This window comes from Mesorhizobium sp. P160187 (assembly GCF_057766425.1).
The window spans coordinates 2,576,808-2,602,258 of record NZ_JBYMDX010000003.1; the positions used below are offsets into that span (position 1 = coordinate 2,576,808).

Genomic DNA, 25,451 nt, shown 5'->3' on the forward strand with positions numbered 1-25,451 from the left:
GGAGGGAGAGGAAAGGCGCCAGGCGGCATAAGCTCGCGTCCTTCCTCTCCCCCGTCGATCGGGGGAGAGGTGTTGAGCAAAGCTCGACGGAGTAGGGGTCGACCAACCGTCAAGATTGAAGCTCTTATTGTCGAACGCCGTGGCAAGACTACTCCGCCGCTTCCAGCTTTGCGATGCGGCGGCTCTGCTCGGCCTGCTCGTTATAATCGCGCTGCCAGTCCGAAGGCCCGTTGGAGGCGCCGACCTGCACCGCGGTCACCTTGTACTCCGGGCAGTTGGTCGCCCAGTCGGAGAAGTCGGTGGTGATGACGTTGGCCTGCGTGTCGGGATGGTGGAACGTTGTGTAGACCACACCTGGCGACACCCGGTCGGTGATCAGCGCACGCAGCGTCGTCTCACCCGAACGGCTGGTCAGCCGCACCCAGTCGCCATCGCGCAGGCCGCGGTTCTCGGCATCGTGCGGATGGATCTCCAGCCGGTCCTCCGAGTGCCACATGACGTTTTCGGTGCGCCTTGTCTGTGCACCGACATTGTACTGGCTGAGGATGCGACCGGTGGTCAGCAGCAACGGGAAACGCGGCCCGGTCCGCTCGTCGGTCGCCACATATTCTGTGCGGATGAACTTCCCCTTGCCGCGCACGAAGCCGTCGATATGCATGATCGGCGTGCCGAGCGGCGCCTTCTCGTTGCAGGGCCATTGCACCGATCCGACACGGTCGAGCAGATCGAAAGAGACGCCGGCGAAGCTTGGCGTCGTTTTGGCGATCTCGTCCATGATTTCGGAGGGATGCTGGTAGTTCCAATCCAGCCCGATCGCGCGGGCAAGCTCCTGTGTCGCTTCCCAGTCGGCATAGCGCGCCTTCGGCTCCAGCACCTTGCGCACCATGTTGATGCGGCGCTCGGCATTGGTGAAGGTGCCGTCCTTTTCCAGGAAGGTCGAGCCCGGCAGGAAGACATGCGCGTAGTTAGCTGTCTCGTTGAGGAACAGGTCGTGCACGACGACGCATTCCATCGCCGCCAGGCCGGCCGCGACATGCTTGGTATCAGGGTCGGATTGCAGGATGTCCTCGCCCTGGATGTAGATGCCCTTGAAGGATCCGTCGACGGCGGCATCCAGCATGTTGGGGATGCGCAGGCCCGGTTCGTCGTCGAGCTTCACCCCCCACAACGTCTCATAGATGTCGCGCACCGCCTCGCCGGAGATGTGGCGGTAGCCCGGCAGTTCATGCGGGAACGAGCCCATGTCGCAGGAACCCTGCACGTTGTTCTGGCCGCGCAGCGGATTCACCCCGACGCCCGGGCGGCCGATATTGCCGGTCGCCATGGCAAGGTTGGCGATAGCCATAACCGTGGTCGAACCCTGGCTGTGTTCGGTCACGCCGAGGCCGTAATAAATCGCGCCATTGCCGCCCTTGGCATAGAGCCGTGCAGCACCTCGGATCAGTTCGGGATCGACGCCGGACAGCTTGCCCACGATTTCGGGGCTGTTTTCCGGCAAGGCGACGAAAGAAGCCCAATCCTGGAACTCCGCCCAGTCGCAGCGATCGCGGATGAAGGCTTCGTCGAAAAGCCCTTCGGTAACGATGACATGCGCCAGCGCCGTCAGCACCGCCACGTTGGTGCCGGGCTTCAGCGGCAGGTGATAGTCGGCCTCGATATGCGCCGACTTGACCATTTCGGTGCGGCGCGGATCGAGCACGATCAGCTTGGCGCCCTGGCGCAGCCGCTTTTTCAGCCGCGAGGCGAACACCGGGTGCGCGGAAGCCGGATTGGCGCCGATGATGACGGCGACATCGGTGAAATCGACGGAATCGAAATCCTGCGTGCCGGCCGAGGTGCCATAGGTCTGGCCGAGGCCGTAGCCGGTCGGCGAGTGGCAGACGCGCGCGCAAGTGTCGACATTGTTGTTGCGGAAGCCTTGGCGCACCAGCTTCTGGACGAGATAGGTCTCTTCATTCGTGCAGCGCGAGGACGTGATACCGCCGATCGAGGTGCGGCCGTATTGATACTGGATACGGCGGAATTCCTTGGCCGTATGGGCGATGGCCTCTTCCCAACTCACCTCGCGCCAGGGATCGCTGACCTTTTCCCGGATCATAGGCGACAGGATGCGGTCCTTGTGGGTGGCATAGCCATAGGCGAAACGGCCCTTCACGCAGGAGTGGCCGTGGTTCGCCTTGCCGTCCTTGTAGGGCATCATGCGAATGACTTCGTCGTCCTTCACTTCGGCCTTGAACGAGCAGCCGACGCCGCAATAGGCGCAGGTGGTGACAGCGGAACGCTCGGGCATGCCTTTCTCAAGCACGGTCTTTTCACGCAGCGCATCGGTCGGACAGGCCTGCACGCAGGCGCCGCAGGACACGCATTCGGAGGCGATGAAATCCTCGTGCATGCCGGCGACCATGCGCGATTCGAAACCGCGGCCCTCGATCGTCAGCGCGAAGGTGCCCTGCACCTCCTCGCAGGCCCGCACGCAGCGCGAGCAGACGATACATTGCGCCGGATCATAGGTGAAATAGGGGTTGGACTCGTCGCGGGCGATGTAGTCGACCGCCAGCGAGCCATGGCCGGGCGCGACGCCGTTTTCCTGCTTGACGTGGTTGCGGCCCTCAATGCCGAAGCGGTTCTCGGTCAGGCCGACCGATTTCGCCACAACGTCGAACTCGCTGGCGCCGGTGCCGGCCTTCTCGTTCCAGCCGGTCGGGTGGTCGGAGACGTAAAGCTCCATGACACCGCGGCGGATGGCGTCGAGCCGCTCGGATTGCGTGCGCACCACCATGCCTTCGCCGACGGGGGTCGTGCAGGATGCCGGCGTGCCGCCGCGCCCGTCGATCTCGACCAGGCAGACGCGGCAGGAGCCGAACGAGTCCAGCATGTCCGTGGCGCAGAGTTTTGGGATCTCGACCCCGCCTTCCATCGCCGCGCGCATGATCGACGTACCCTCCGGCACGCTGATGCTGCGGCCGTCGACGATCAGCGTAACCTGCTTTTGCGCCTTCGATTCCGGGGTTCCGTAATCGAGTTCTTCGATGAGTGTCGGGAAGTCGGCCTTGATATTCATCTGCCAGCTCCTATTCAGCAGCCACGCGCGCCGGCGCGGGCTTGAAATCTTCGGGGAAATGGGTGATCGAGCTCATCACCGGATAGGGCGTGAAGCCGCCCAGCGCGCAGAGCGATCCGAACTTCATCGTGTTGCAGAGATCGGTGACCAGTGCCAGGTTCTTCTCCGGCTCGATGCCGGCGGCAAGCCGGTCGATGGTCTCCACCCCGCGTATCGAGCCGATGCGGCAGGGCGTGCACTTGCCGCAGCTTTCGATGGCGCAGAACTCCATGGCAAAGCGCGCCTGCTTCAGCATGTCGGCCGTGTCGTCGAACACGGTGATGCCGGCATGGCCGATCAGCCCGTCGCGCTTCGCGAACTCTTCGTAGTCGAACGGCGTGTCGAACAGGCCGCGCGGGAAATAGGCGCCGAGCGGGCCGCCGACCTGCACCGCCTTCACCGGGCGACCTGTGGCCGTACCGCCGCCGATATCGTCGACGATCTCGCCCAGCGTCATGCCGAACGCCGCCTCGAACAGGCCGCCGAACTTGACGTTGCCGGCGATCTGTATCGGGATCGTGCCGCGCGAGCGGCCCATGCCGAAATCCTTGTAGAAGGCAGCACCCTTGTCCATGATGATGGGCACGGAGGCCAGGCTGATGACGTTGTTGATCACCGTCGGCTTGCCGAACAGACCCTGGATTGCCGGCAGCGGTGGCTTGGCTCGCACCACGCCGCGCTTGCCTTCAAGGCTGTTCAGCAGCGAAGTTTCCTCGCCGCAGACATAGGCGCCGGCGCCGACGCGGATTTCCATGTCGAAGGCGTTGGGCGAACCCAGCACGCTGACGCCGAGCACGCCTGCCTTGCGGGCGACCTCGACAGCCTTGTTCATGACAGCCACCGCATGCGGATATTCCGAGCGGATATAGACGAACCCCTTGGTCGCGCCGGTGGCGATGCCGGCAATCGTCATGCCTTCGATGAGCACGAAGGGGTCGCCCTCCATAATCATGCGGTCGGCAAAGGTGGCGCTGTCGCCCTCGTCGGCATTGCAGACGATGTATTTGCGGTCAGATGTCGTATCGAGCACCGTCTTCCACTTGATGCCGGTCGGGAAGCCGGCGCCGCCTCGGCCGCGCAAGCCCGATTCCGTGACCTGTTTGACGATGTCGAGCGGCGCCATGGCCACCGCGTTCTGCAGGCCCTTGAGCCCGCCCAGTGACTTGTAGGCATCGAGCGATAGCGGGTCGTTGATGCCGCAACGCGCAAAGGTCAGGCGCGTCTGCTTGGCCAGGAACGGGATTTTGTCGGGCGCGCCCAGCCAGCGCTTGTGATGCCCGCCGGTGAGAAAGCCGCTGTCGAACAGGCTCTTGACGTCCGATGGCTTGACCGGCCCGTAAGCGACGCGGCCCTTTTCGGTCGCGACCTCGACCATCGGTTCGAGGAAATAGGCGCCGCGCGAGCCGTTGCGGACGATCTTGGCCTCGACACCCCGTTCGGCCAGTTCCGCACGAACAGCCTTGGCGACTTTTTCGGCGCCGAGCGCCAGCGCGCCGGAGTCACCTGGAATGTAGATGCGCGGGATCATGAGCGTACCTCCGCGACGATCTCTTCGATCTTCTCGTCATCGAGCCGCCCGATCACCTCACCATCCAGCATCGCCGACGGTGAACAGGCGCACAGCCCGAGGCAATAGACAGGCTCAAGCGTAACCGATCCGTCGCGGGTGGTCTCATGGAAATCGATGCCGAGCAACTGCTTGACCTTTGCGGCGATCGCATCCGAACCCATCGACTGGCAGGCTTCCGCCTGGCAAAGCTTGAGCACATGCCGGCCAGCCGGCCGGGCACGGAAATCATGATAGAAGGTCACGACGCCATGCACTTCGGCCCTCGACAGGTTCAGCCCATCGGCGATGACGGGCACGGCGTCCTGCGGCACGTGGCCAAATTCTTCCTGGATCTCGTGCAGGATCGGCAGCAGGGGGCCTTCGAGGCCCTTCAACTCCTGGATGATCGCCGCCGTGCGCGACTGTATCTCGGTACTTGCAGGCTGCATCGTCACGCAGCGCCCTCCCTATCGTAGCGATCGATGCATATAATCGTCCAAAAGCATGAAGCGGTTTTGGAACAACGACATGCCTACGCCGCTTAATCGCTAAGTGCTTAAGAAATCAGAGGAAACCTCTGAAATCAATAAAGCGGTTTCGTTGCACGATAGAAAATTTCTATCGCGCCGATTGACCAGTTATGACTAGCTCAGCGATTGGTGCGGAAATCGTCTGCCAGCGCCATCGCCTCGTCCAGCAGCGCCTGCACCAGCGGCGTGTGCGGTTCGCGCGGCGCGGCGACCAGCCCGACCGTGTGGCTGGCATCCGGTTCGACGATCGGAATGGCCCGGATCGGCTCGGAAAAACCGAATGTTTCCGCCAGGTTGAGCGGCATGATCGACGACCATTTGCCTGTCCGTATGTGGGAGAACAGCACGATCATCGAGTTGGATTCCAGTGTCGGCCGCACCTGCACGCCGGCCTCGGCCAGATGCTGGTCGATGATGCGGCGGTTCTGCATGTCCGGCGTCAACAAGCAGAGCGGCAGCTGGCTGATTTCGGCCCATGTCACTTTGTCGCGATCCGAATAAGGATTTCCGACCGCCGTGATCAGCTGGTAGCGCTCGTCATAGAGCGGCACGCTGGTCACCCGTCCGAGAGGCTCGTTGTCGAGATAGGTGATGCCGGCATCGACGTCGAAATTGCCGAGCAGCGACAACACCTCGATCGAGGTGCGCGACAGGATAGAGAAGGTGACGCCCGGATGCTTCTCGCGAAATGGCGTCGTAAGCCGCGCCACCATGGCGAGGGCGGTTGGGATGGCGGCAATACGGATACGCCCGGACAGGCCATGTCGCGCCGCCCGCATCTCTTCGCGCATGGTCCTGGAATCGCCGACGATGCGACGCGCCCACACCAGCACCTGCTTGCCTTCCGGCGTCAGCCCCTGAAAGCGCGAACCGCGATTGACCAGCATGACGCCGAGCTGGCCCTCCAGCTGCTTGATCCCGGCCGACAAGGTCGGCTGCGTGACGCCGCACGCTTCCGCCGCCCGGCCGAAATGCTCCTCCTTGGCCAGCGCGATGAAGAATTCGAGCTTGTCGATCATACCATCCGTCCGTTCGTTGCGCGCAAGGTCGGGGAAATTGCCTTTCGCCGCAAGCTCTACCCGCAATTGGCCATGCATCCACATCTTTGGGCCGGCTGGCTGTTTCCCCCGGCCGAACACGGCGCTATGTGGTTGGATGGAATACGAGGAGATCGGACATGCTGGGCTGGTTCCGCAAGCTTTTGCCGCGCGAAGATCGCTTCTTCGACCTCTTTGAACGGCATTCCCGCACCGTGGTCGGCGGCGCCGAGGCGCTGGAGCAGCTCCTGCAGGGCAAGGACATCGATCGTTGGTGCCAGAAGATCATCGATCTCGAGGACGAGGCCGATCATATCACGGCCGAAGTGCTGCTGGCGGTGCGGCGTTCCTTCATCACGCCCTTCGATCGCGGCGACATCAAGGACCTGATCCAGTCGATGGATGACGCCATCGACATGATGCACAAGACCGTCAAGACGGTGAAGCTGTTCGAAAAGAAGGAATTCGACCCGCTGATGCAGGAGATGGGTGGCGTCATCGTTGCCGCCTCCAGGCTGGTTGCCGAAGCGATCCCGCTGCTCAGCAAGGTCGGCACGCACACGGTACGCCTCAACGCCATCGCCGAAGAGGTGATGCGCGTCGAAAGCCGCGCCGACGATCTGCATGAGCAGGGATTGAAGGACCTGTTCAAGCGGCATGGCCGCAGCGATCCGATGGCCTACCTGATCGGCTCGGAGATCTACGGCCAGCTGGAGAAGGTGGTCGACCGCTTTGAGGACGTCGCCAACGAGATCAGCGGCATCGTCATCGAGAACGTTTAGGCAATGGAAGCCACCATCGCCTTTCCCGTGCTGATCGGCCTTGTCGCCGTCGCGCTGTTTTTCGATTTTCTCAACGGCCTGCACGATGCAGCGAACTCCATCGCCACCATCGTCTCCACCCGCGTGCTGAGACCGCAATATGCGGTCCTGTGGGCGGCTTTCTTCAATTTCATCGCCTTCATGTTCTTCGGCCTTCACGTGGCTGAAACCGTGGGAAAAGGTATCGTCGACGTCAGCATCGTCACGCCGGCGGTGATCTTCTCGGCGCTCGTCGGCGCTATCGTCTGGAACATCGTCACCTGGATTGCCGGCATCCCGTCCAGCAGTTCGCATGCCCTGATCGGCGGGCTTGTCGGCGCCGGCGTTGCAAAGGCTGGGCCCGGCGCCATCGTCTGGACCGGGCTTGGCAAGACGGTCGCCGCAATCGTCGTGTCGCCGGCGACAGGGTTTGTTCTGGCGCTGGTCCTCATCCTGGCCGTTTCCTGGCTGTTCGTGCGCCAGACACCGTTCGCCGTCGACAGCACTTTCCGCGTCATGCAGTTCTTTTCGGCCTCGCTTTATTCGCTAGGGCACGGCGGCAACGACGCCCAGAAAACCATGGGCATCATCGCCGTGCTGCTCTATTCGCAAGGCATGCTCGGCGGGACGTTCTACGTGCCGCTGTGGGTCGTCCTCACCTGTCAGACAGCACTGGCGCTCGGCACTTTGTTCGGCGGCTGGCGCATCGTTCACACGATGGGCTCGAAGATCACCCGGCTGAATCCGATGCAGGGCTTCTGCGCCGAGACCGGCGGCGCCATCACCCTGTTTGCCGCCACCTGGCTCGGCGTCCCCGTGTCGACCACCCATACCATCACCGGGGCCATCATCGGTGTCGGCGCCGCCCGCCGCGTCTCGGCCGTGCGCTGGGGCATTGCCGGCAACATCGTCATCGCCTGGATCGTCACCTTGCCGGCCACGGCTGCAATTTCGGCGCTCACCTACCTTGCGGTTGGCCTGGCAAGGTGAGGCGGACACCGTGGTGCTTGGAGTCGCTGCCAATCTGCACTATCTGAGCCGCAGCCAAACGCCTTAGGGAATAATGCATGTCCGTCACCAAGGAAATCGTCACCGAGCGTCTGAAGACGGTCAACGGGCCGGACTTCACCGGCAACATCGTCGACCTCGGCATGGTTTCGGAGATTTTCATCGCCGATTCGAAAGTGTTTTTCTCGATCACCGTTCCCGCCGCCCGCGCACAGGAGATGGAGCCGCTGCGCGCCGCAGCCGAGCGTGTCGTCAAGGCGATCCCTGGTGTCGCCGGCGCCGTCGTCGCGCTGACGGCGGAGAAGAAGGGCGGCGGCATGGAGGCTCCGGTTGCGTCGCGCCCGGCGCCCAGGCCGGCACCGACGGCCGCGCCCGCCGCGCCGCGCCCAGCTCCACACTCCCCAGCCCCGCACGCCCCGGCCTCGCAAAGCTCGGGCAAGCGCGGCGTGCCCGGAATCGAGGCGATCATCGCGGTGGCGTCCGGCAAGGGCGGCGTCGGCAAGTCGACCACCGCTGTCAACATCGCGCTTGGCCTCGCCGCCAACGGTTTGCGTGTCGGCGTGCTCGATGCCGATATTTATGGCCCGTCCATGCCCAGGCTGCTCAACATCCATGGCCGGCCGCAGACCGTCGACGGCAAGATCCTGAAACCGATGGAGAATTACGGCCTTAAGGTGATGTCGATGGGCTTCCTCGTCGACGAGGAGACGCCGATGATCTGGCGCGGTCCGATGGTGATGTCGGCGCTGACGCAGATGCTGCGCGAGGTCGAATGGGGCCGCCTCGACGTGCTCGTCGTCGACATGCCGCCCGGCACCGGCGACGCGCAGCTGACCATGGCCCAGCAGGTGCCGCTGGCCGGCGCCGTCATCGTCTCGACCCCGCAGGACCTGGCGCTGATCGACGCCCGCAAAGGATTGAATATGTTCAAGAAGGTCGACGTGCCGCTGCTCGGCATCGTCGAGAACATGAGCTATTTCATAGCCCCCGATACCGGCAAGCGCTACGACATCTTTGGCCATGGCGGGGCGCGGCGCGAGGCCGAGCGACTCGGCGTGACCTTCCTCGGTGAAGTGCCGCTGGAAATGGGCATTCGCGAAAGTTCTGATGAAGGTGCTCCGGTGGTAGCGTCGAAGCCAGACAGCGCCGAGGCGAAGATCTATCGCGGCATTGCTTCGAAGGTCTGGGACCGGGTCAACGAAGAACGCGGCGCGGCCGAAGCGGCGGTGCCGAACATCGTGTTCGAGTAGCTCGGATATGCCTTCCCCTTGAGGGGAGGGTGGCCCGAAGGGCCGGGTGGGGTCCGCGGTGACACGCTCGACGCTATTTCTTTACAAGTCGAGGCAGCTCAACTCAGGTTGAGGCAGTTGAGGCGACCCCACCCGCCTCGCTTCGCGAGGCACCCTCCCCTCAAGGGGGAGGGGAACCCACCTTCTCACCAAAGCTTGAGAAAAACTGCCCGGCCAGCTTCTTCGAAGTCGATTCGATGAGCCGGCTGCCGAGTTGGGCGATCTTGCCGCCGACTTCGGCTTTGGCCGCGTATTTGAGGACCGTCGCATCCGGCCCGTCCGCCGTCAGCGTCACGTCGGCGCCACCCTTGGCGAAGCCGGCAATACCGCCCTTGCCCTCGCCCTGGATGGTGTAGGAGTGCGGCGGCTTCAGGTTCTTCAACGTCACCTCGCCGTTGAATGTCGCCTTGATCGGTCCGATCTTCAACACCACCGTCGCCGCCATTTCGGTCGGCGATTTCATCTCCAGGTGCTGGCAGCCGGGAATGGTCGCCTGCAAAACCTTCGGATCGTTCAGCGCGTCCCACACTTTCTGCAGGGGGGCGGCAATGCGTTCCTCGCCTTCGATCACCAAAGCCATCGACACCTCCCGGACAGACTTCGAAGGCCTAACGCACGGTCTGGTCTGTGTCTATCGCACCAAAGTCCGGTTGCGACGGTGCGCCCTCTTGCCTGCTTCCGCGCGTTGCCATATCGATTTGTCTTACAAATACGGAGACCATGATGGCAGGCGCCCCCACCGGAAAGAAGAAGTTTCGCTCGCAGGAGTGGTTCGACAATCCCGACAATCCAGGCATGACCGCGCTCTACCTCGAGCGCTACCTGAACTACGGCCTGACGCGGGCCGAGCTGATGTCGGGCAAGCCGCTGATCGGCATCGCCCAGACCGGCTCGGATCTGTCGCCATGCAACCGCCATCATATCGAGCTCGCCAAGCGCGTGCGCGAAGGCATCGTCTCGATGGGCGGCATCCCCTTCGAATTCCCGTGCCATCCGATCCAGGAGACCGGCAAGCGCCCGACCGCGGCACTCGACCGCAACCTTGCCTATCTCGGCCTGGTCGAAGTGCTTTACGGCTATCCGCTCGACGGCGTCGTACTGACCATCGGCTGCGACAAAACCACGCCGGCGCTGCTGATGGCGGCGGCCACCGTCAATATTCCGGCCATAGCACTTTCGGTCGGACCGATGCTCAATGGCTGGCACAAAGGCAAGCGCACGGGATCCGGCACCATCGTCTGGGAATCGCGCCAGCGGCTCTCCGCCGGCGAGATTGACTATGACGAGTTCATGGACATCGTCGCCTCATCGGCGCCGTCGACCGGCTATTGCAACACCATGGGCACCGCCACCACGATGAACTCGCTGGCAGAGGCGCTCGGCATGCAATTGCCGGGTTCGGCTGCCATCCCGGCGCCCTATCGCGAGCGCGGCCAGATCTCCTATGAGACGGGCAAGCGCATCGTCGAGATGGTGCATGAGGATCTGAAGCCGTCCGACATCATGACGCGCAAGGCCTTCGAGAACGCCATTGTCGTCAATTCGGCGATTGGCGGCTCGACCAATGCGCCGATCCACCTCAACGCGATTGCCCGCCATCTCGGCGTGCCGCTCACCAATGACGACTGGCAGACGGTCGGCCTCCATGTGCCGCTCATCGTCAATCTGCAGCCATCGGGCGAATATCTCGGCGAAGACTATCACCATGCCGGCGGCGTGCCGGCTGTGGTGGCCGAGTTGATGAAGGCCAAGCTGCTGCCTTATCCCGAAGCGATGACCGTCAATGGCAAGACTATCGGTGACAATTGCAAGGGTGTCGCCAACGAGAACACCGACGTCATCCGCACCGTTGCCGAGCCGCTGAAGGCCAATGCCGGCTTCATCAATCTCAGCGGCAATCTGTTCGATTCCGCCATCATGAAGATGAGCGGCATCTCGCCGGAATTCCGCGAACGCTATCTCTCCAACCCGAACGACCCGGAAGCCTTCGAAGGCAACGCCATGGTCTTTGACGGGCCGGAGGACTACCACGCCCGCATCGACGATCCGGCGCAAGGCATCGACGAGCACACCATCCTATTCATGCGCGGCGCCGGCCCAATCGGCTATCCCGGCGGCGCCGAGGTCGTCAACATGCAGCCGCCCGCTTATCTCATCAAGAAGGGCATTCACGCGCTGGCCTGCATCGGCGATGGCCGCCAGTCGGGCACATCCGGCTCGCCGTCTATCCTCAACGCTTCGCCGGAGGCCGCCATTGGCGGCGGCCTGGCGCTGCTCAAGACCGGCGACCGTGTGCGCATCGACTTACGCAAAGGCACTGCCAACATCCTCGTCTCCGACGAGGAAATCACGCGGCGCCGTGCCGAACTGCAGGACGATGGCGGCTATCATTATCCCAAGCATCAGACGCCATGGCAGGAGATCCAGCGCTCCATGGTCGACCAGTTCTCGGAGGGCATGGTGCTGAAGCCGGCGGTGAAATACCAGGACGTCGCGCACACCAGCGGCGTGCCGAGGGACAATCACTAAGCACCCGCTTGATATGAAAATGCCGGCCTGATCGGGCCGGCATGAAAGCCTTGGCGTAAGCTTGTTTGGATGGCGGCCTCAGGGTGGAGGCGGGCCGGACGAAGCGGCGATGGCTGTGATGCCGGAGAGTCGTCCTGCCTTGCGGATGACTGGTGTGTGATACTGTTTCTTCATAGGACCCGTTGCCCGTTTTAGATCACTGCTCGCACGCCAACTGATCCCACCTGTCAGTATGACATTGCAGTCCTCGTCAGTTTCGGGTTTTTTGACACGAAATCAAGAGGGGTCCAGAGAGTCGTCCATGATGATGGTTTTCCGCCACGGGCGTATCCTTGCCGCCTAGCCCGATCGACATTGCCCCGGTCGACATTGCTATTGTCGGCGCGGGCATGGCCGGTCTCTTCCTGGCGTGGCGCTTGTCCCAAAGTGAAAAGCCCGCAAGGATCGCTGTTTTCGAATCCGCCGGTCGCGTCGGCGGTCGGGCCTCCACGGTCTCATTTCCCGGAGAGCCGAACTTCGGCATCGATCTCGGCGCGATGATGCTGATGCCGCAACATCGGCTACTCAAAAAACTCATGGCGACGCTGGATGTAAAGCTGTCGGGTATGGACGTCGTCACCGGCGCCAACCGGCTCCATCTGCGCGGTAGGAGCCTGCCCTACGCCGCTATATCGCGCTTTGCGCCGCGCCGCCTGTTTGCCTATGACGTGACGCGTCGGCTGCAGGAAAAAGGCCCGTCCCGCCTGCTGCGAAAGGCGGCAGCACTGATCCTGCCGGGTTCGGAGGCCTTCGGCAGCGCCGAATGGAACGGCGCCGCAGGCTTCGTTTATGGCGGCCGCAAGCTGGCGGATTGGGCGACTTGGGATGTGCTGGCGACGGTCTTGACCCCGGAGGAAATGGCTTTTGCCGAGGACGCGGTGGGCTATTCGTTGCTCCTGCGTGGACCCAACGCCGCCGAGACGTTCAGGCTTGCGCTCGGCGAGCTGAGCGGCGGCCGCTCCTATTGTTCCCCCGATGGCGGGTTCCAGCCGGTTGCGGAGCGAATGGCCGGGCGGATCGCTGTCAGCGGCGGCGCCGTCCATCTCGATCACACCGTGACCGCCATCGCCCGCTCGGCGCAAGGGATGGTCTTGTCTGTCGAGGGGCAGGGCGGGACGGTCGAGGCGCGCAAGGTCGTGCTGGCGTTACCGGTCCGCCCCCTGCGGACCCTGCTGGAAAAGTCCGGCATCGAGCAGCCCAGCGATCTGCCGGCACCGGAACCCTGGCCGATGCTCACGCTGGCCGCCTGCTATGCCAGCCCGTGGTGGGCTCGAAACGGCATCGCGGCCGGCCACAGCGTGACCGATCTGCCGGCTCGCCAGATATGGCAGTTCACAAAAGCGGACGCTCGCGACGCGACGATTCGTCGGAGCGTCGCCATGGCCTATTGCGATGGCAAGCACATGGTATTCTGGCGCTCACTGCTGCCTGAGCTCGCTCGGCGCCACGGCTTTGCGGTTTTGGCCGAGGGACATTCCGCGCTGGAGGCCTTTCACGGCCAGATGGTCGAAGTCCATGGCAAACACGGCGCCATCTCGAAACCCATCGGCGGGTTTGCGCAGGATTGGGGTGCGCCGGCCTATGGCGGCGCGTCGCATGTCTGGGACCGTGGCATAGATATCTCCGGTATAAAACTGGCGAGCCATACGCTCGCTCCGGGCATTCATGTCTGTGGCGAAGCGTGGTCCAACAATCACGGCTGGATCGAGGGCGCGCTGGAAAGTGCGGAAGACCTGTTGCAGCGGGAATTCGGGCTCGACGCCTGGTTTGCCTGAGACTCCGGAAAGGCGATGAAAAACGATCCTACATTCCCATATGAGTGGTCGGCTATCGGACGGAAAGTATCAACGTGACTAAACGGCGCTCTTCCCTCGGTTTCCTCGGCATGTTCGGCCGCTCGGGTGACTTGCGGGAACTGGACAACGCGCTGCGCGGCGCCGACCTTCACCCGGCACTGGTGCCAGAGGGAGTAAAGCTCACCATCGTCAATCTGATGAAGGATCACTGGCCGGACGAGCCCCCGCCAGAGGCTTATCGGTCCGTGGCGCAGCTGTTTGGTTATTGCATCGCAGGCCCACAAACCTTTGAGCAGGCCAATGGGCCGGAGCGGCGGCTGGACGCTGAGCGCCGCATCGAGGCAGCGCTTGAAACCGGCGACAGCCTGGATGCCCAGATCGTGCTGATGGCGCTGCATGGCAAGCTGATCAGCGCCGAAGTCGTCGAGCGCTTTGGGCTAAGTGCGGACTGACCTTCGTAAGGTGAAGCTTACCCGCCCATGCCGCTGCGTGGCAGCTTGATCATCTCGCCGAAGCGGGCGCGCAATTTGTCGTCTAGCAGCTTCGGCACATGGCGCGGGAAGCGCTCGGCAAGCACGCGCTTCTTTTCGATGATCGCCCGCTGCAAGATGTCGGGCCGGCCCTTCTCGTTCCATTCCTTGGGCGAAAAGCGGTCGCCGACGGCCGGATAAAAATACTCGGTCTGCATCAGGCGCAGCGTCTGCTCGTTGCCGAGATAGTGGCCTGGGCCATTCATGCAGACTTCGGTGATGGTGTCGATCGACAGCGCTTCGTCGGTCACTTCGATGCCCCGCACGCAGCGCAGGCAGTGGCCCAGCATGTCATTGTCTATGATCAGGCTCTCCAGGCAAAAGCCGAGCAGCGAGGCGTGCATGCCCGCCGATTCATAGACCAGATTGAGGCCGGCAAGACCGGCCATCACGTCGGTGATCCCCTTTTCATAGCCGGACTGGATGTCGGGCAGTTTCGAATCCGTCATGCCGGCGGCCGAGCCGCCCGGCAGGTCGTAGAACTGCGCCATCTGCGCGCAGGCCGAAGTCAGTACTGCCTGCTCGGCCGAGCCGCCCGACATGGCGCCGGTCCTCAGGTCGGAGACGAACGGCCAGGTGCCGAAGATCGCCGGATGCCCGGGCTTGATGGCGTTGACGTAGATGAGGCCGACCAGCACTTCGGCCACCGCTTGCACCACAGCGCCGGCAATCGCCGCGGGAGCGGTGGCGCCGGCCTGGCCGGCCGATAGAAGCAGGATCGGGATGCCGCCGTCGACACAGGCTTCGAGCACGCCGCAGGCGTCCTCGGCAAACTTCATCGGCGGCACGACGAAGCAATTGGAGTTTGACACGAACGGCCGGGCGCGAAAGTTCTCCTCGCCGCCGGCGATCGCATAAAGCATTTCCAGCGCCGGCTGCACGTTCTCGCGCACCGTGAACGAGGTGCCGACATGCTTCGACGTGCCCATCACGCAGGCGTAGAGCGTGTTGAAGTCCATTTCGAGCGGATCGGGAATGTCGCGCGGCACCATCGGCCGCTGGAAGAAATGGATGTTGTCGAGCCCTTCGACGAGGCGAGCGGCATCATAAATGTCCTGCACCAGCGACTCGCGGTATTCGCGCTTTTCGACATCGACCAGATGCACCGCCGCACCCGCCGTGCCGTAATGCACGCGCTTGCCCTGGATCAGCATGTCATGCCTGGGGTCCTGGCCGTGCAGCGTAAAATTTCGCGCAGCTCGTCTGATCGTGTCCATCACAAGCCCGCGTGGGAAACGGACGCGGCCGTCATCGCCGTAAACGGCGCCGACCCCGGTCAGCGCCTCGACGCAGGAGGGAATGGCATTGGCGAAGCCGACGGTCTCCAGCAGCGTCAGCACCGCTTCATGGATGCGCTCCTGGTCGTTCCGGTTGAGCGGGCCGTAACTGCCGCCTTCAAGCCCGGCACGTACCGGCCTGATGTCGTCGGCCAAAGGTGCTGCCCGCATGGCGCGGCGCGCTTCGCGCCCGCCGGATCGTCGCGAACGCTGGTCGGCTGATGTATCTTTAGGAGCCGCATCCTTAAGAGCCGCATCCTGCTGCTCAACAGCCACTGACATGGGGGGCACTCCACCTTTAGCTTGCGAAACACGACGCGGTGATTGGTCCACCGTCGGCCTGCTTCGTCCCTCTGTCAGCCGACTATGCCGTTGCCATTGGCCCAGCCTATGGGCCAGTCAACGCAGCCGAGTATGCCAGAGAGCTAATGCAGAATGTTGGTGATCATGCCAAGGGCCGGGCTGTTCAAAGCCCCGGCACAGGCAAATCAGGCTGCAGCGGGCCTGCGTCCGGCTGCGGTCGCGAGCTCGCGAATACCCGGCTCGATGTGCTGCAGTGCGATCGAGGAAATGCCCAAGCGCATGAAACGCGACGGCTTTTCGGTGCGATCGAAGAAGCGATCGCCCGGCTCGATGATGACGCTGCGCGAGGCCGCGGCCTCGGCCAGTCCACGTGAATCGGTGCCGCGCGGGCCTTCCAGCCAGAGCGATGTGCCGCCGGCCGAATCGGTCGAGCGCCATTCCGGCAGGAATGCGGAAATCGCATGGACCAGACGCTTGCGCCGCTCGTCGAAGGCCGACGACAGCCGCCGCACCAGGGCTTCGTGATGGCCGAGCGACAGGAACAGCGCGACCGCGCGCTGGTTGTTGGCCGGCGGGTGCCTGAGCATGAAGCGACGCAGCGCCCTGAGCTCGGAGATTAGTCCAGCCGAAGCGACGATGTAGCCAAGCCGCAGGCCCGGAGCCAGCGTCTTCGACATCGAGCCGACATAGACGACGCGACCCGAGCGATCGAGGCTCTTCAGCGCCTGCTGCGGCGCCTCGTCGAGAAGCTGGCTGTCATAGCCGTCCTCGATGATGATCTGGTTGTGGCGGTTGGCGCGCGCCAGAAGGTCCTGCCGCCGCTCCGCCGACAGCGGCACCATGGTCGGGCAGTGGTGGCTGGGGGTGACGAAGACAAAGCCGGAATCGTTGGGAATGGACGAGGTGACGATGCCGGACTGATCGACCGGAACCGGCTGGATTTCGGCGCCTGCCAAGCGGAAGATCGAGCGCGCGTCGGGGTATCCCGGGTCTTCCATCGCGACCTTGGAGCCCTTTGTCATCAGCAGTGTCGCCAGCATATAGAGCGCGTTCTGGGCGCCCAGCGTGACGATGATCTCGTCCGGATTGGCGAAGATGCCGCGCCGCGGCAACAGCCGCGCCTGGATCTGCTCGATCAAGAGCGGATCGTCACGATCGACCATGTCGGAGGCCCAGTTGCGGATTTCGAGCACGGCCAGCGCCATGCGGTTGCACTCACGCCATTCGGCTGTCGGGAACAGCGCCGGGTCGAACTGGCCGTAGACGAAGGGGTAGGAGGACTTGATCCAGTTGTCGTGCTTGGCCGGTGGCGGCATGTCGCTGGCGGCGATCTGCCGGCGTGCCTTCCAGTCGATCTCGTTCTGCTGGTCGGGCGCCTTCTGGTGCGGCTTGGCGGGGGTGGCCAGCACATCCGGATTGACGAAATGGCCGCGCCGTTCGCGCGCCACCAGGAAACCTTGGTCGACCAATTGCTGGAACGCCAGCACCACAGTGCCGCGCGCGACGCCGAGTTTTTCAGCCAGGATGCGGCAGGACGGAAGCGGCATCGAAGCGGCGATCTGCCGGTCGAGAATGGCGGCGACGATCGCCTGACGGATCTGCGCCTGCAGGGTCTGGCCCGATTCCGCCGAAATCCGGAACAGGCCGGACCATATGGCCGTGTCGTTACGCTGTGGCATGGAAGGTGTTCCTCGATGGCCAGTCTTTTTTGCTTGGCTGGACCAGCGGAAGGTAACCGTGGCACAAGGGGTTGCGCCAATCAATTTTTCTGATCGCTGGGATTTATGCCAGTGATCTATGCGCGACGCGCAGCGTCGTCGCATCCCCGGGTGACGCTTGCGTCATCCCGCAGCGCGGACGCCCGCGCGATGCGAAGCGTCGTCGCGCCTCATTATCCCCAGCGCGACGCGCAGCGTCGTCGCTACTCCCATCAAATCATCCAGCGCGGCGCGCAGCGTCATAGCTCCATCACATCGCACTATGCTGCACTGCGTCATCCCCACGCATTGAAACATGCGGAATTCGGCTCAATAAGATCAGCGCGACGACACGCGCCGGAAACATCCGGTCTGATAAGATGTCGTGAAAAACGATCAGGAGCCGAAAGTGGATCATTCCTCCTTCGACAAACAGCTTGTCGCCTTGCGTGCTGCGCGCGCGGCGGCATCGGGTACGATGCGCGAGGCTTTTGCCGCCGACCCCAAGCGCTTCGAGACGTTCTCGGCCAGCGACGGCGACCTTTTGCTCGACTGGTCGAAATGCGCGGTCGACCAGGGCACGATGGAACTGCTCGAGAAGCTCGCCGCCGCCGCCGATCTCGAAGGTCGCCGCGCCGCAATGTTTTCCGGCAAGAAAATCAACATCACCGAAGACCGCGCCGTGCTGCACACGGCGCTGCGCAACCTCTCGGGCAAGGGCGTCACCGTCGATGGCCAGGACGTCAAGGCGGATGTGCTGTCCGTGCTCGACGCCATGGGCGCTTTCGCCGACGCCATTCGCTCCGGCAAGGCCGCCGGCGCCACCGGCAAGAAAATCACCGACATTGTCAACATCGGCATTGGCGGCTCCGATCTCGGCCCGGCCATGGCGACGCTGGCGCTGGCGCCCTATCACGACGGCCCGCGCGCGCACTACGTCTCCAACATCGACGGCGCCCATATCCACGACACGCTGAAGGGCCTGTCGGCCGAAACCACCCTGTTCATCATCGCCTCGAAGACCTTCACCACGGTCGAGACGATGACCAATGCCGAGACGGCGCGCGAATGGGTGCAGAAGGCGCTCGGCAAGGAAGCTGTCGGCAAGCATTTCGCCGCCGTCTCGACCGCGCTCGACCTGGTTTCCAAGTTCGGCATCGAAGCGGATCGCGTGTTCGGCTTCTGGGACTGGGTCGGCGGCCGCTATTCGCTGTGGGGCGCCATCGGCCTGCCGGTGATGATCGCCATCGGCCCGCGCAACTTCCGCGCCTTCCTCGATGGCGCGCATGAGATGGACGAGCACTTCCGCACCGCACCCCTGCAGAAGAACCTGCCGGCGCTGCTGGGGCTGGTCGGCTGGTGGCATCGCGTGATCTGCGGTTATCCGGCGCGTGCGGTCATCCCTTATGACCAGCGCCTTTCCAGGCTGCCGGCCTATCTGCAGCAGCTCGACATGGAATCGAACGGCAAGGGCGTCACCCTCGACGGCACGCCGGTGACGACGCCGACCGGACCGCTGGTCTGGGGCGAGCCCGGCACCAATGGCCAGCACGCCTTCTTCCAGCTGCTGCACCAGGGCACCGATTCCATCCCGGTCGAGTTCCTTGCCGCTGCCGTCGGCCATGAGCCGGATCTGAAGCACCAGCACGATCTACTGCTTGCCAATTGCCTGGCCCAATCGGAAGCGTTGATGAAGGGCCGCACGCTGGACGAGGCTCGCGCGCAGATGCTGGCCAAGGGCATGAAGCCGGCCGATGTCGACAGAATAGCCCCGCACCGCGTCTTCTCCGGCAACCGCCCCTCGGTGACGATCCTCTACCGCAAGCTCGACCCGCGCACCTTCGGCCGGCTGATCGCGCTTTACGAGCACCGCGTCTTCGTCGAAGGCACTCTGTTCAACATCAATTCCTTCGACCAATGGGGCGTCGAGCTCGGCAAGGAGCTGGCGACCGGCCTGTTGCCAGTCGTGGAAGGCAAGGAGAGCGCCGCCAAGCGCGACGCATCGACGGCCGGGCTGGTGGCGCGCATCCAGCAACTGCGGGGGGCGCAATGAAAAATCCGGCCGACATCAAGGGCATATTGTTCGACAAGGACGGCACGCTTGTCGATTTCAACGCGACCTGGCTCGGCATCGCCGATTTCATGGCCATGGATGCTGCCGAGGGCGATCGCTGGAAAGCCGACAGGCTGCTTTCAGCGGCGGGCTTCGATTTTGTCGCCAAGCGTTTCAAGCCGGATTCCATCTTCGCCTCGGGCACCAACATGGATGTCGTCGAACTATGGTTCCCGCGCCTGTCCGACGAGGACCAGATGCTGGCCGTCGCCCGTTTCAACGAGATCACCTCGGTGCAAGGCTCATCGATGGCGGTGGCCTTGCCCGGCATCGTCGCGGCGCTGACGGCTCTGCACAAGCGATCCTACCGGCTCGGCGTCGCCACCAATGATTCGACTGCCGGTGCCGAAAAGACCATGGTCACGCTCGGCGTCGCGCAGCTGTTCACCGCCGCCTATGGCTATGACGCGGTCGCCAATCCGAAACCGGCGCCGGACACGATCGTCGCCTTTTGCGACCTGACCGGGTTGAAGGCGTCCGAGATCGCCATGGTCGGCGACAACCGCCACGACCTGGAGATGGCGCGTGCCGGCGGCTGCGGCCTGGCGGTCGGCGTGCTCTCCGGCACCGGCACGCGGGAATCGCTGGCGTCGATCGCCGATGTCGTTCTGGATTCGGTTGCCGACTTGCCGGACTTTCTGTCGGCGCGGGTCAAGGAGACGGTCTGACGGGGGCCTGGGGCAAACTCAATTCGGCTCGGGATTTCCCCGCCAATGGCCGAGTTGGGGGAAGCAGCCATGAAACTATGGAGCTTCTGGTTTGTTTTCGGACATAGTGGGCTACTCATCAGCAGAGCAAACGTACCCGCATCTGCCGCACCTGATCTTGGCGCTTGCGTTATCGATGTCTTCGCCAGGCTGAAGCTCGAAGCCGCGATTTTCGCACTTTGGGCAAACTATGAAGCCGATACGTTGAACAACTTTAATCCACGCCATTCGACTTCTCCTATCAACGGCTAATCCAATCTATTTTCTGCCCCTTGAGGTTTGTCCACAATGAGTAGAATCCGGCCATTCAGAGCGACTGGGCTTTGCCGCGTCGCGCTAGCAATCTTCCGGCTCGAACCAAAACACACCGCTCGGCTTGGTCACATCACCCTTTGCGTCGCCGAAATCCGGCACCTGATATTCGGCGAGCAATCGTAGCCGCGACAGCGGCAGATCGGCGCGGCGGGGATCGCCGACCAGCACCTCGATGCCGGCTGCCAGGCAGCGGTCGAGGAACGGGATCATCCGCAGAGCAACCTCGCGGCCGTAGAACACGTCGCCGGCAAGCACGAGGTCGACCGCTGGCGGCGGGCCCGTCGTGATATCCTGGTCGACAATGGTGATCTCGACGCCGTTGGCCAACGCGTTGAGGCCGATCGCGGCGACGCCGTTGCGATCGATCTCCGCCGCGATCACCGCGCTGGCGCCGGCCTTGGCGGCGGCGATGCCGACGAGGCCCGAGCCGGCGCCGAGGTCGAGCACGCGGTGACCGGCCACGATTTGCGGATGGTCGAGTATATAGCGCGCCAGCACGGCGCCGCCGGCCCAGGCATAGGCCCAGTAGGGCGGCTGCGGCTCAGCTTCGTGCTCCTCGGTCTGGCTGCCGTCTTCCGGTCCATGAGCTCGCCACTCGACAAGCCGCCTCAGGCCGCTGCCGGAATGAGCCGTATAGAGCTGGATTTCACGAAGGGCGGGAACGGGCGCAAGCCGCAGGTTCGCCTTGATGAACACTACTGCATCGGGACGCCGACTATCGTCCGCCATCCCGCCGTCGCCAGGCTCGCCGTTCAAATTATTCCCGCAGCGCCCGGCGCAAAATCTTGCCCACCGGCGTCTTCGGCAGCTCGGTCCTGAACTCGATGTATTTCGGCCGCTTGTAGCCGGTCAGGTTCTCGCGGCAGTAGGCGGTCAGCGCCTCGACGGTCAGCGCCGGGTCCTTCTTGACCACGAACAGCTTCGGCACTTCGCCCGAATGCTCGTCCGGCACGCCGACCGCCGCCACTTCGAGCACGCCCGGATGCTGGGCGACGACTTCCTCGAGTTCGTTGGGATAGACGTTGAAGCCGGAGACCAGGATCATGTCCTTCTTGCGATCGACGATCTTGGTGTAGCCGCGCTCGTCCATGAAGCCCATGTCGCCGGATTTGAAGAAGCCGTCCTTGGTCATCACCTTGGCGGTCTCGTCCGGCCGGTTCCAGTAACCGGCCATGACTTGCGGCCCGCGGATGCAGATCTCGCCGACTTCGCCGAGCGGCAGGTTGTTGCCGTCATCGTCGCGGATGACGATCTCGGTCGACGGCAGCGGCAGGCCGATCGTGCCGGTGAAATTGCTGTCGCTGAACTTGTTGGCGGTGGCCACGGGCGAGGTCTCCGATAGCCCGTAGCCCTCGGTGATCGAATTGCCGGTCAGCGCCTTCCAGCGCTCGGCAACCCCCTTCTGCACCGCCATGCCGCCACCCAGCGTCATGATCAGCGGCTTGAAGTCGAGCTTGCGGAAATCCTCGTTGTTGAGCAGCGCGTTGAACAGCGTGTTGAGGCCGGGGAAAATGTGCATCGGGTATTTCTGCAGCTCCTTGACGAAGCCGGGAATGTCGCGCGGGTTGGGAACGAGCACGTTCTGGGCGCCCTGCTGCATGCCCATCAGCGCGTTCACCGTCAGCGCGAAGATATGGTAGAGCGGCAGTGCGCAGATGAAGTTGAGATGCGCCGGTTTCGGCTTGATCGCATAGGCGTCCTGCAGCCACAGCGTGTTCTGCGCGACATTGGACAGCACATTGGAGTGCAGCAGCACAGCACCCTTGGAAATCCCCGTGGTTCCGCCGGTATATTGCAGGAAGGCGACGTCGCTGGCTTCCATCTTGGCCGGTTTGAAGGCGATGCCGGCGCCGGCTTTCACCGCCGCATTGAACTTGACATGGCCGGGCAGCGACCAGGCCGGCACCATCTTCTTCACCCGGCGCACGACGAGGTTGACGATCGTGCCCTTGAGGGCGCCGAGCATGTCGCCCATCGCCGCGACCACCACATGCTTGACCGCCGTCCTGGCAATCACCGCGTCCAGGGTGCTGGCGAAATTCTCCAGAATGACGATCGCCTGCGCGCCGGAATCCTTGAGCTGATGTTCGAGCTCGCGCGGCGTGTAGAGCGGATTGATGTTCACCACGACATAGCCGGCGCGAAGCAAGGCCATCATCGCCACCGGATATTGCAGCACATTCGGCATCATCAGCGCCACGCGTGCGCCCTTCTGCAGGCCCTTCGATTGCAAATAGGCGCCGAAGGCGGCCGATTGCCGCTCGAGTTCGGCATAGGAGATCGACTTGCCCATGCAGACGTATGCCGGCTGGCCGGAAAACTGCTTGCAGGCGCCGACGAGGAAGTCGCCGATCGAACTGTAGGGCAGGGCGCCGATCTCCGCCGGCACGACTTTCGAATAGCTTTTTAGCCATGGCTTTTCCGGCAACCCCGCGGCAAGCGCCGTCAGCGTATTCGGCAGTTTTTTGGCCACGCCCGTCGACGGCTTCGAGGCGGGCTTCGCCGCGGCTGTCTTGGCGGCTGGCGGCTGGGCGGGCTTTGCAGCGGGTGCTGTCTTCCCAGCGCGGTTGACCGCAGGTTTCGCCGCCGGCTTGGCGCTTGCCTTCGCCTGCGTCGAGGTTGCCGTTGGCTTGACGGCGGGAGTGGCTTTGGCCGGTGGCGCTTTCGACTTGGCGGCAGCGGCGGCCGGTTTTGAAGCTTTCGCCGCTTTTGCTTTCGCCGGGGCCGTTGTCTTTGTTGCTTTCGCCACCTCTAGCCTCCCTGGGTCGTTCTGTTGCCTGCTCCTGCTGCGCCGCCTCGATGTGGTGAGGCGTCCTCCGCTGCAGCGATGTCGCGGATTCCCGGAAAATCCAGCGTGTCATCTATCTATTGCGACTATCGGCGGCCGTGCAAGTCTTGCCCCAGCGGCAGGACGGCAAAGGTTTGCCGTCGAAATCCTTCCCGCGATGCCAGCTCAGGCAATGCCGTCCTGTCATCTCGGTGGCGAAACCCAGGCTTGTGGATTTTTGGCTTAGGATTGCTGCGATCAATGAAAAAATGCGGTCGTTAACAATCCCGTGATTAGCAGATTTTGCTATTTGTTTCTGCAGTTCGTCAAAGACCGAGAAATATTTTCTGCTTACGGTGGGGTAGGCAAACAGGGTGTTCCAAAGCCGGAAAAACGGTGCTTATATGCGCGCTTCGCGAGCCTATAGAGGGGCTTGGAAGAACATCAGGGAGTGCTCAATGAGAAAGAAACTGACTTTTGCAGCCGCGTTGCTGGCTGCAAGCGTCCTCGGCGGTGTGGCCAATGCCAAGACGCTGGTCTATTGCTCGGAGGCCTCGCCGGCCAACTTCGACCCGGGTACCACGACGGGCGGCAACGACTTCGACGCCTCGTCGCGCACCGTCTATTCGCGCCTGGTCGAGTTCAAGCATGGCGGCACCGAAGTTGTGCCCGGTCTCGCCGACAAATGGGAGATTTCGGACGACGGTCTGGTCTATACTTTCCACCTGCATCCGGGCGTGAAGTTCCAGACGACGGATTTCTTCAAGCCGACGCGTGATTTCAATGCCGACGACGTCGTCTTTTCGTTCGATCGCCAGTTCAACAAGGAAAACCCCTGGAACGGCGAGAAGTACCTGCCGAACCTGACCTGGGACTACTACACCGGCATGGACATGCCGAAATACGTCGCCAAGTGGGAAAAGGTCGATGACCTGACCGTGAAGCTGACGCTGACCGAGCCGAACGCGCCGATGCTGGCCAATCTCGGCATGGACTTCGCCTCGATCGTGTCGAAGGAATATGCCGACCAGCTGGAAAAAGACGGCAAGATGGCCGACTTCTCGACCAAGCCGGTCGGTACAGGTCCGTTCCAGTTCGTCGACTACCAGCTGGATTCGGTCATCCGCTATGCGGCCAACCCGGACTACTTCAAGGGCAAGGAAAAGATCGACGATCTCGTCTTCGCGATCACGCCTGACGCCACCGCCCGCATCCAGAAGGTGCTCGCCGGCGAATGCGATATCGCGCCCTATCCGAATCCTGCCGACATCGGCACGATCAAGGCCAACGCCGACGTGACCCTGATGGATCAGGCTGGCCTCAACATCGGCTATATGAGCTACAACACCACCATCCCGCCGCTCGACAAGCCTGAAGTGCGCCATGCGCTCAACCAGGCGATCGATCGGGAATCGCTCATCAAGTCGCTGTTCCAGGACGCTGGCGCCACGCCGGCCGTAAACTTGATCCCGCCGACCATGTGGTCGTGGAACAAGGACGTGAAGTCCGACGCCTATGATCCGGAAGCCGCCAAGAAGGTGCTGGCCGATGCCGGATTGAAGGAGATCCAGCTTTGGGCCTCCGACCGCGTCCGTCCCTACAACCCGAACTTCCAGCGCGCCGCCGAACTGATCCAGGCTGACTGGGCCAAGGTCGGCGTCAAGGCGGAAATCGTCAGCTACGAGTGGACGAAGTACCGCGAAGAAGGCAAGAAGAAGGAACGCCCGGGCGCCTTCCAGATCGGCTGGACCGGTGACAATGGCGATCCGGACAATTTCTTCGCCACGCTGTTCGCCTGCTCGGCTATCGGCGTGTCGAACTACTCCAGCTGGTGCGACAAGGACTTCGAGGATCTGATCCAGAAGGCCAAGAAGACCAGCGACCAGGCCGAACGCACCAAGCTCTATGAAGAGGCGCAGGTTGTCTTCCAGAAGCAGGCTCCGGCCTTCCTCATGGCACACAGCCAAGTCTACGCAGTCGTGCGCAAGAATGTCAGCGGCTTCATGATGGACCCGCTCGGCATTCATCGCTTCGACGGCGTCGACAAGGCCGAATAGAACTGTTA

General features: G+C 63.1%; 19 protein-coding genes. 10 read left to right on the forward strand and 9 right to left on the reverse strand.

Annotated features, from left to right (window positions below; all coding sequences use genetic code 11):
• Positions 1-148: 148 nt before the first annotated feature.
• The 4 genes from fdhF to AC3CCE_RS15880 all read right to left on the reverse strand — a co-directional run bounded on the left by fdhF (position 149) and on the right by AC3CCE_RS15880 (position 6,198).
• Complete coding sequence (gene fdhF, locus AC3CCE_RS15865; RefSeq protein WP_023673425.1) at positions 149-3,061, reverse strand: formate dehydrogenase subunit alpha; 2,913 nt, start codon at positions 3,059-3,061, stop codon at positions 149-151.
• A gap of 10 nt (positions 3,062-3,071) precedes the next feature.
• Entirely contained in the window at positions 3,072-4,628 is a 1,557-nt protein-coding gene (locus tag AC3CCE_RS15870; RefSeq protein ID WP_023673426.1) for a formate dehydrogenase beta subunit, read from the reverse strand.
• Positions 4,625-5,104, reverse strand: a complete 480-nt coding sequence (locus AC3CCE_RS15875; RefSeq protein WP_023738147.1) for a formate dehydrogenase subunit gamma — start codon at positions 5,102-5,104, stop codon at positions 4,625-4,627. The genes AC3CCE_RS15870 and AC3CCE_RS15875 overlap by 4 nt, the downstream gene beginning before the upstream one ends.
• Before the next feature lie 194 nt (positions 5,105-5,298).
• A complete protein-coding gene (locus AC3CCE_RS15880) occupies positions 5,299-6,198 on the reverse strand; it encodes a LysR family transcriptional regulator (RefSeq protein ID WP_023703519.1) in 900 nt (299 codons plus the stop codon).
• A gap of 158 nt (positions 6,199-6,356) precedes the next feature.
• On the opposite strand from AC3CCE_RS15880, the gene AC3CCE_RS15885 reads away from it, so the two are divergent.
• The 3 genes from AC3CCE_RS15885 (at position 6,357) to AC3CCE_RS15895 (ending at position 9,274) form a co-directional block, all read left to right on the forward strand.
• Positions 6,357-6,998 (forward strand): DUF47 domain-containing protein, encoded by a 642-nt coding sequence (locus AC3CCE_RS15885; protein WP_023673429.1) that lies wholly within the window; start codon positions 6,357-6,359, stop codon positions 6,996-6,998.
• 3 nt (positions 6,999-7,001) lie between these two features.
• A complete protein-coding gene (locus tag AC3CCE_RS15890; protein ID WP_023688789.1) occupies positions 7,002-8,006 on the forward strand; it encodes an inorganic phosphate transporter in 1,005 nt (334 codons plus the stop codon).
• 77 nt (positions 8,007-8,083) lie between these two features.
• Positions 8,084-9,274: an Mrp/NBP35 family ATP-binding protein gene (locus AC3CCE_RS15895; RefSeq protein ID WP_027049316.1), complete on the forward strand. Its 1,191-nt coding sequence runs from the start codon at positions 8,084-8,086 to the stop codon at positions 9,272-9,274.
• A 160-nt stretch (positions 9,275-9,434) separates the two neighbouring features.
• Here the strand turns inward: AC3CCE_RS15895 and AC3CCE_RS15900 are convergent, their stop codons facing one another.
• Positions 9,435-9,893: an SRPBCC family protein gene (locus AC3CCE_RS15900; protein ID WP_023696771.1), complete on the reverse strand. Its 459-nt coding sequence runs from the start codon at positions 9,891-9,893 to the stop codon at positions 9,435-9,437.
• A 143-nt stretch (positions 9,894-10,036) separates the two neighbouring features.
• Between AC3CCE_RS15900 and AC3CCE_RS15905 the strand changes: the two genes are divergently transcribed.
• The 3 genes from AC3CCE_RS15905 (at position 10,037) to AC3CCE_RS15915 (ending at position 14,129) form a co-directional block, all read left to right on the forward strand.
• On the forward strand, positions 10,037-11,842 hold the full coding sequence (locus tag AC3CCE_RS15905) for an IlvD/Edd family dehydratase (protein WP_352510992.1): 1,806 nt from the start codon (positions 10,037-10,039) through the stop codon (positions 11,840-11,842).
• 332 nt (positions 11,843-12,174) lie between these two features.
• On the forward strand, positions 12,175-13,656 hold the full coding sequence (locus AC3CCE_RS15910) for a flavin monoamine oxidase family protein (protein WP_023823786.1): 1,482 nt from the start codon (positions 12,175-12,177) through the stop codon (positions 13,654-13,656).
• Between the two features lie 74 nt (positions 13,657-13,730).
• Entirely contained in the window at positions 13,731-14,129 is a 399-nt protein-coding gene (locus tag AC3CCE_RS15915; protein ID WP_023692622.1) for a hypothetical protein, read from the forward strand.
• 17 nt (positions 14,130-14,146) lie between these two features.
• Here the strand turns inward: AC3CCE_RS15915 and AC3CCE_RS15920 are convergent, their stop codons facing one another.
• Both AC3CCE_RS15920 and pdxR read right to left on the reverse strand, forming a co-directional pair.
• Positions 14,147-15,766 (reverse strand): trimethylamine methyltransferase family protein, encoded by a 1,620-nt coding sequence (locus tag AC3CCE_RS15920; protein ID WP_023745244.1) that lies wholly within the window; start codon positions 15,764-15,766, stop codon positions 14,147-14,149.
• Between the two features lie 206 nt (positions 15,767-15,972).
• Entirely contained in the window at positions 15,973-17,466 is a 1,494-nt protein-coding gene (pdxR, locus tag AC3CCE_RS15925) for a MocR-like pyridoxine biosynthesis transcription factor PdxR (RefSeq protein ID WP_023669484.1), read from the reverse strand.
• A 427-nt stretch (positions 17,467-17,893) separates the two neighbouring features.
• Between pdxR and pgi the strand changes: the two genes are divergently transcribed.
• The 3 genes from pgi to AC3CCE_RS15940 all read left to right on the forward strand — a co-directional run bounded on the left by pgi (position 17,894) and on the right by AC3CCE_RS15940 (position 20,556).
• A complete protein-coding gene (gene pgi, locus AC3CCE_RS15930) occupies positions 17,894-19,537 on the forward strand; it encodes a glucose-6-phosphate isomerase (protein WP_023688784.1) in 1,644 nt (547 codons plus the stop codon).
• Positions 19,534-20,265, forward strand: a complete 732-nt coding sequence (locus AC3CCE_RS15935; RefSeq protein WP_023688783.1) for an HAD family hydrolase — start codon at positions 19,534-19,536, stop codon at positions 20,263-20,265. Before pgi ends, AC3CCE_RS15935 begins: the two co-directional genes overlap by 4 nt.
• Positions 20,266-20,334: 69 nt before the next feature.
• Entirely contained in the window at positions 20,335-20,556 is a 222-nt protein-coding gene (locus AC3CCE_RS15940; protein WP_155922478.1) for a hypothetical protein, read from the forward strand.
• Positions 20,557-20,640: 84 nt separating this feature from the next.
• Here AC3CCE_RS15940 and AC3CCE_RS15945 read toward each other — a convergent pair whose 3' ends face one another.
• On the reverse strand, positions 20,641-21,348 hold the full coding sequence (locus AC3CCE_RS15945) for a class I SAM-dependent methyltransferase (protein ID WP_352510989.1): 708 nt from the start codon (positions 21,346-21,348) through the stop codon (positions 20,641-20,643).
• Positions 21,349-21,376: 28 nt separating this feature from the next.
• Entirely contained in the window at positions 21,377-23,368 is a 1,992-nt protein-coding gene (locus tag AC3CCE_RS15950; RefSeq protein WP_352623971.1) for a long-chain fatty acid--CoA ligase, read from the reverse strand.
• Between the two features lie 476 nt (positions 23,369-23,844).
• Here AC3CCE_RS15950 and AC3CCE_RS15955 point away from each other — a divergent pair, with 476 nt between their 5' ends.
• Entirely contained in the window at positions 23,845-25,443 is a 1,599-nt protein-coding gene (locus tag AC3CCE_RS15955; RefSeq protein WP_352623969.1) for an ABC transporter substrate-binding protein, read from the forward strand.
• Positions 25,444-25,451 lie beyond the last annotated feature (8 nt).

Bases quoted from the DNA above. Each gene is read 5' to 3' on its own strand.
- AC3CCE_RS15890 (WP_023688789.1), top strand. From the start codon at position 7,002: ATGGAAGCCACCATCGCCTTTCCCGTGCTGATCGGCCTTGTCGCCGTC.
- AC3CCE_RS15870 (WP_023673426.1), bottom strand. From the start codon at position 4,628: ATGATCCCGCGCATCTACATTCCAGGTGACTCCGGCGCGCTGGCGCTC.
- AC3CCE_RS15935 (WP_023688783.1), top strand. From the start codon at position 19,534: ATGAAAAATCCGGCCGACATCAAGGGCATATTGTTCGACAAGGACGGC.
- AC3CCE_RS15955 (WP_352623969.1), top strand. From the start codon at position 23,845: ATGAGAAAGAAACTGACTTTTGCAGCCGCGTTGCTGGCTGCAAGCGTC.
- AC3CCE_RS15885 (WP_023673429.1), top strand. From the start codon at position 6,357: ATGCTGGGCTGGTTCCGCAAGCTTTTGCCGCGCGAAGATCGCTTCTTC.
- AC3CCE_RS15895 (WP_027049316.1), top strand. From the start codon at position 8,084: ATGTCCGTCACCAAGGAAATCGTCACCGAGCGTCTGAAGACGGTCAAC.
- fdhF (WP_023673425.1), bottom strand. From the start codon at position 3,061: ATGAATATCAAGGCCGACTTCCCGACACTCATCGAAGAACTCGATTAC.
- pdxR (WP_023669484.1), bottom strand. From the start codon at position 17,466: ATGCCACAGCGTAACGACACGGCCATATGGTCCGGCCTGTTCCGGATT.
- AC3CCE_RS15905 (WP_352510992.1), top strand. From the start codon at position 10,037: ATGGCAGGCGCCCCCACCGGAAAGAAGAAGTTTCGCTCGCAGGAGTGG.
- AC3CCE_RS15945 (WP_352510989.1), bottom strand. From the start codon at position 21,348: ATGGCGGACGATAGTCGGCGTCCCGATGCAGTAGTGTTCATCAAGGCG.
- AC3CCE_RS15940 (WP_155922478.1), top strand. From the start codon at position 20,335: ATGAAACTATGGAGCTTCTGGTTTGTTTTCGGACATAGTGGGCTACTC.
- AC3CCE_RS15920 (WP_023745244.1), bottom strand. From the start codon at position 15,766: ATGTCAGTGGCTGTTGAGCAGCAGGATGCGGCTCTTAAGGATGCGGCT.
- AC3CCE_RS15900 (WP_023696771.1), bottom strand. From the start codon at position 9,893: ATGGCTTTGGTGATCGAAGGCGAGGAACGCATTGCCGCCCCCCTGCAG.
- AC3CCE_RS15880 (WP_023703519.1), bottom strand. From the start codon at position 6,198: ATGATCGACAAGCTCGAATTCTTCATCGCGCTGGCCAAGGAGGAGCAT.